The 5,462-nt window shown below is 71.8% G+C and carries 5 protein-coding genes; 1 reads left to right on the top strand and 4 read right to left on the bottom strand.

The genetic code is table 11. The features are described 5' to 3' along the window. Window positions 1–48 precede the first annotated feature (48 nt). From ACWGH4_RS30355 to ACWGH4_RS30340, 4 genes are all read right to left on the bottom strand, one after another. Window positions 49–1,521 (bottom strand): GntP family permease, encoded by a 1,473-nt coding sequence (locus ACWGH4_RS30355; protein ID WP_453466544.1) that lies wholly within the window; start codon window positions 1,519–1,521, stop codon window positions 49–51. A 128-nt stretch (window positions 1,522–1,649) separates the two neighbouring features. Continuing rightward, complete coding sequence (locus ACWGH4_RS30350; protein ID WP_441263942.1) at window positions 1,650–2,054, bottom strand: RidA family protein; 405 nt, start codon at window positions 2,052–2,054, stop codon at window positions 1,650–1,652. Continuing rightward, window positions 2,051–2,815, bottom strand: coding sequence for an IclR family transcriptional regulator (locus ACWGH4_RS30345; RefSeq protein ID WP_453466542.1), 765 nt, complete (start codon window positions 2,813–2,815; stop codon window positions 2,051–2,053). The genes ACWGH4_RS30350 and ACWGH4_RS30345 overlap by 4 nt, the downstream gene beginning before the upstream one ends. After that, entirely contained in the window at window positions 2,812–3,915 is a 1,104-nt protein-coding gene (locus ACWGH4_RS30340) for a sugar kinase (protein ID WP_453466540.1), read from the bottom strand. The genes ACWGH4_RS30345 and ACWGH4_RS30340 overlap by 4 nt, the downstream gene beginning before the upstream one ends. Window positions 3,916–4,045: 130 nt before the next feature. On the opposite strand from ACWGH4_RS30340, the gene ACWGH4_RS30335 reads away from it, so the two are divergent. Then, window positions 4,046–5,320, top strand: coding sequence for an amino acid deaminase (locus ACWGH4_RS30335; RefSeq protein WP_453466538.1), 1,275 nt, complete (start codon window positions 4,046–4,048; stop codon window positions 5,318–5,320). Window positions 5,321–5,462 lie beyond the last annotated feature (142 nt).

The following is a 5,462-nucleotide window of genomic DNA, read 5'->3' as shown; positions in this document are numbered from 1 at the left end:
CGTCTGTCCGCACGTCCGCCGGCTCCGGCCCCGCCTTTCCGTTGCCGGCTAGACGACCAGACTCAGCGCCGCGGCGACCGCGAAGCCCGCCACCGACAGCACCGACTCGAGGACCGTCCACGACTTGAGCGTGTCCCGTTCCGAGATGCCGAAGTACTTGGCGACGATCCAGAATCCGCCGTCGTTGACGTGCGAGGCGAAGATCGAGCCCGCCGAGATCGCCATGATGACGAGCGCGAGGAACGCCTGCGAGTGGCCGCCGTTCTCGACGAGGGGCAGCACGATGCCGGCCGTGGTGACGATCGCGACCGTCGCCGAGCCCTGCGCCACACGCAGCACCAGGGAGATCAGGTAGGCGAGCACGATGATCGGCAGGCCGACGTCGTTGAAGGTGTCGGAAAGGGCCTGCGCGACACCGCTCGCCTTGAGGACCGCGCCGAACACACCGCCCGCGCCGACGACGAGCAGGATGTTGCCGACCGGCTTGAGGGACTGGGTGGACACCGACTCGAGCGACTTGCGCGACCAGCCGCGCCGGATGCCGAGCAGCCAGTACGCCATGACCAGCGCGATCGTCAGGGCGACGAACGGGTTGCCGAAGAACTCGACGACCGAGCGGAGCGTGGACTCCTCGAGCGCGATGGAGGAGAACGTCGCGGCGAGGATCAGCACCAGCGGCGTACCGATGATGGCGAGGACGGTCCCGAGCGCGACCGGCGCCTCCTGCGGCTGCCGGCCCGTCGCTGCCTGCTCGGCGGCGACGGCGGCCTTGGCGTCCTCCGCGGCCTCCAGCATGTCCTGCGGGACCTCGACGAACAGCCGCTTGCCGATCCAGGCGGCGTAGCCCCAGGCGGCGATGACGGCGGGGATGCCGACGACGATGCCCATGAGGATGACCCAGCCGAGGGAGACGTCGAACAGGCCGGCGGCGGCGACCGGACCGGGGTGCGGCGGGAGGAAGGCGTGGGTCATCGACAGACCGGCCAGCAGCGGCATGGCGTAGAGGATGATCGACTTGCCGGAGCGCTTGGCGGCCGCGTAGACGATCGGCGCGAGGACGAAGATGCCGACGTCGAAGAAGACCGGGATACCGAAGATCAGGCCGGTGAGACCCATGGCGAGCGGTGCCCGCTTCTCGCCGAAGAGATTCAGCAGGCGGGACGACAACACCTCGGCCCCGCCGCTTACTTCGAGGATCGCGCCGAGCATCGTGCCCAGACCGATGATGATGGCGACGTGGCCGAGGATGCCGCCCATGCCGGACTCGATGACCGAGACGGCCGCGGACTTCTGCACCGTGCCGAAGAGTTCGGTGACCGAGAGGCCCGCCGCGAGGCCGACGGATATGGAGACGGCGAGCAGCGCGACGAACGGCTGCAGCCGGACCTTGATGATCAGGATGAGCAGCAGCGCGATACCGAGCGCGGCGACGGTCAGCAGACCGGCGGTGCCGTCGATGAGAGTGAGCAGTCCGCCTGTGTGCGGTGTGGGTGGCGGGGGTGCGTCAGCGGCGAGGAACATGGGAGCGTCCGTTCAGGGGATTTCAGGCGGATCCAGGCGCTTTCTGCCTGTTTTCGGCAAGGGGGGAGCGCGGCACGGCGCTCCGGGGAGCAGCGCCGTGCCGTGGTGCGGCGGGGCGTTCAGGAAGATCAGCCCAGGACGGCCAGGGCGTCGATCTCGATGAGCAGGCCGGCGGGGAGGCCGACGTAGACGGTCGTACGGGCGGCGGGGGCGACCGTCAGATCCTTGAAGTACTCGTTGTAGATCTCGTTCATCTCGGCGAAGTGCGCCGTGTCCGTGAGGTAGACGCGGATCATCATCACGTCGTCCCAGCTCGCGCCGCCCTCCTCGAGGATCGCCTTGACGTTGGCGAAGGTCTGGAGGGTCTGCTCACGCAGGGTGGGGCCGGCGGGGGTGGGGGCCTTGCCCTCCTCGGCCGGCAGGAAGCCGACCTGACCGGCGACCTGAAGGATGTTGCCCTTGCGCACGCCGTGGGAGAACTTGGCCGGCGGCGCGGTGTGGGTGCTCGGGGTGAGGGCGGTCTTCTCGGTCATGGGCGTTCTTCCTGTCGGGGTGCTTGTCCTGAGTACTCCCGGCTGATGGCGTCGGCGGTGCGGCGCACCAGCGGGAGGAGGGTGAGGAGTTCGTCGGCCGTGACGACGACGTTCGGTGCGGACACCGACATGGCGGCGACGACCCGGCCGTCCGCACCGCGGATGGGGGCCCCGATGCAGTTGATGGACTCCTCGTGGCCACCCAGGTCGGTGGCCCAGCCCTGTTCGCGCACGGTCGCCAGCTCCTTGAGGAAGGCGCCGGCGTTCGGGATCGAACGGGACGTGTACATGGGGAAGTCGAGCTTCTCGGCGAGTGCGCGCCGCTCGGCCTCCGGCAGATCGGCCAGCAGCAGCTTCGCCACGGCCGCGACGGTGATCGCGACGGGCTTGCCGATACGGGAGTACATCCGCACCGGGTAGCGGCTCTCGACCTTGTCGATGTAGAGGACCTCGCTCTCCTCGTACACGGCGAGATGGACGGTGTGCCCGATCTGCTCGTTGAGGGCGACGAGATGCGGATGGGCGATCTCGCGTATGTCGAGGTTCTCCACGGCCTCCTGCGCCAGCGCGAACAGGCGGGCGCCGAGGCGGTAGCGCTGGTCCTGCTGGCGGTGGACGAGGCCGTGCTCGTGCAGTGTGCGCAGCAGCCGCAGCGCGGTGGACTTGTGCACGCCGAGGCGGTCGGCGACCTGCCCGAGGTCGGCCGGCCCCTCCGCGAGCAGCGGAAGGATGCTCAGCGCTCGGTCGACGGTCTGGCTCATGGTGTACGTACCTCCTGGTCCTCCCCCGTCCACCCGGGGCCGAGGTGCAGTCTCCCCCAGGCCTCGTCGTCCAGGGCGACGAGCCTGTCGGCGTGACCGGCGGCGGGCGGCGGCGCCAGGTCCCCGGGGACGGTGAGTGCGGCCGCGGCCCACAGGTGCCCGTGCCGCAGGCGCTGCCGCGCCGTGAGCCCGCGGAGCGTGGCGGACAGGAACCCGGCGGCGAAGGCGTCACCGGCGCCGACGGGGGCGGTGACGGTGACGCGGGGGGCCGGGACGGTGGTGACGACGTCGGCGCCGGGGTCTGTGCCGGTGCCGGGCTCCGTGCCGGCGCCAGGCTCCGTGCCGGTGCCGAGGGCGGGGAGCCGCTCCGGGCGACGGGTGAAGGACACCGCTCCCGCCGCGCCGCGCTTCACGACCACCACCGACGGCTGCGGCAGCGCCGCGCGGATCGCGTCCGCGCCCCGCACACCCCACGCCTCCTCCGCCTCGTCCTCACCGACGAACGCGATGTCCGCCCCGCGGGCCAGTTCGAGCAGGACGTCCGCGGCGGACGGATCGCGCCACAGTCCGGGCCGGTGGTTCACGTCGAAGGAGACGAGCGGGCCGCCGTCCCGCGGGGCGGTGAGGTCGCGCATCAGGGCGAGGCAGTCGGGCGAGAGGGCGGCCGTGATGCCGGAGAGGTGCAGCACGCGGCCGGACCGGACCGCGTCGGACGGCACGGTGCGGGGGGACATCGCCGACGCGGCGGAGCCCGCGCGGTAGTAGACGACCTCGTGGGCGTCCGTCGCCCGGTCGGTCGCCGTGCGGAAGTAGACGCCCGTCGGGCGTTCCCGATCGCGGGCCACCGCCGAGGTGTCCACCCCGTAGGCGGCGATCGCCGACACGAGGTGGTCGCCGAAGCCGTCGGCGCCGACCCGGCCCACCCAGCGTGTGCGGTGTCCCGCGGCGGCGAGCGCGCATGCCACATTGGACTCGGCGCCGCCGATACCGCGGACGAAGGACGGCACATCGGCGAGACGCCCTGCCCGGGTGGGCAGGAACGTGACCATGGACTCGCCGAGGCAGACGACGTCCATGGGTCCGTACGCGCTCGCGGTCATGATCGCGTGGGCTCCTCGCTGGGTCGGTCGCCGGGCCCATTGACCCCGCGTCGGCTCGGATGTTAGACAGCCTCAAGCGAAATACGCAATGGGCGTTGCACATACTGCAACGCGATGGAGGAGGGCTCCCATGGCTGCCGACAACGCCGTCGCACGGCTCGCCGACGAACCGGCCGATCACCGGTTCAAGGCGCTCCCGCCCGACGCCGAAGGGCTCACCGTCGGGGAGTTGGCGGCCTCCCGCCGCAATCTCTTCACCGGCGGCTTCACCACCCCCGTCCTCGCGCTCTCCGCCGAGTCCGTCGAGCACAACCTCGCCCTGCTCGAGACGTACTCGGAGCGCCACGGCCTCGCCTTCGCCCCGCACGGCAAGACCTCGATGTCCCCGCAGCTCTTCGCACGCCAGCTGGAGCGCGGCGCCTGGGGCATCACCGCGGCCGTCCCCCACCAGGCCCGGGTCTACCGCGCCTACGGGATCCGGCGGATCTTCCTCGCCAACGAGGTCGTCGACGCGGCGGCCCTGCGCTGGATCGCCGGCGAGCTCGACACCGACCCGGACCTCCGCCTCATCTGCTACGTCGACTCCGTCCGCGGCGTCGAGCTCATGGACGAGGCCCTGCGGGGCGTCTCGCGCCCCCTCGACGTCGTGGTCGAACTCGGCGCCGGCGACGGCGCCCGCACCGGAGCCCGTACGGAGGCGGACTGCGCCGCGGTCGCCGACGCGGTGGCGGCCACCGGGACGCTGCGCCTGGTCGGCGTGGCCGGTTACGAGGGCGAGGTCCCCAAGGCCGACGGCGACCGGGTACGCGCCTGGCTGCGGCGGCTGGTGGCGATCGCCGCGGACTTCGACGGCTCGGGCCGTTTCGCCGGCACCGACGAGATCGTGATCAGCGCGGGCGGCAGCGCGTGGTTCGACGCGGTCGCCGATGTCTTCGCCGAGATCCCCGAACTGTCCCGCCCCGTGCTGAAGCTGCTGCGCTCCGGCGCGTACGTCTCGCACGACGACGGCCACTACCGGCACCTCACGCCCTTCAACCGGGTCCCCGAGGAAGGCGCGCTCCGGCCCGCGTTCCGCCTGTGGGCCCAGGTCGTCTCCCGGCCCACCCCCGACCAGGCCTTCGTCAACGCGGGCAAGCGGGACGCGGCGTACGACCTGGACCTCCCGAACGCCCAGGTCGTCCGCGACGCCCGCACCGGCGACATCCGCCCCGCCGACGGCATCACCGTCACCGGCCTCTCCGACCAGCACGGCTGGCTCGCCACCACCCCGGAGGCGGACCTGGAGGTCGGCGACTGGGTGGGGATGGGGCTGTCGCATCCGTGCACGTCGTTCGACAAGTGGCAGCTGATTCCGGTGGTGGAGGGGGACGGCACGGTGACGGACTTCATCCGCACGTTCTTCTGACCTGCGGGGCCGTTCCCCCTACCCGCCCCTTCCCGAAACCGGGCAAGCCCCAGGCCCCGTACCGCCCTGCGGGCGGCGTACCGCGCTCCGCGCGGTGCCCTCAATCGCCGGGCGGGCTGAAGTTGCCTGCCAACTTCAGCCC

It is taken from the genome of Streptomyces sp. NPDC054847, assembly GCF_053610925.1.
The sequence above is the reverse complement of the archived record's forward strand: the minus strand, read 5'-3'. Positions and strand labels throughout refer to the sequence as shown.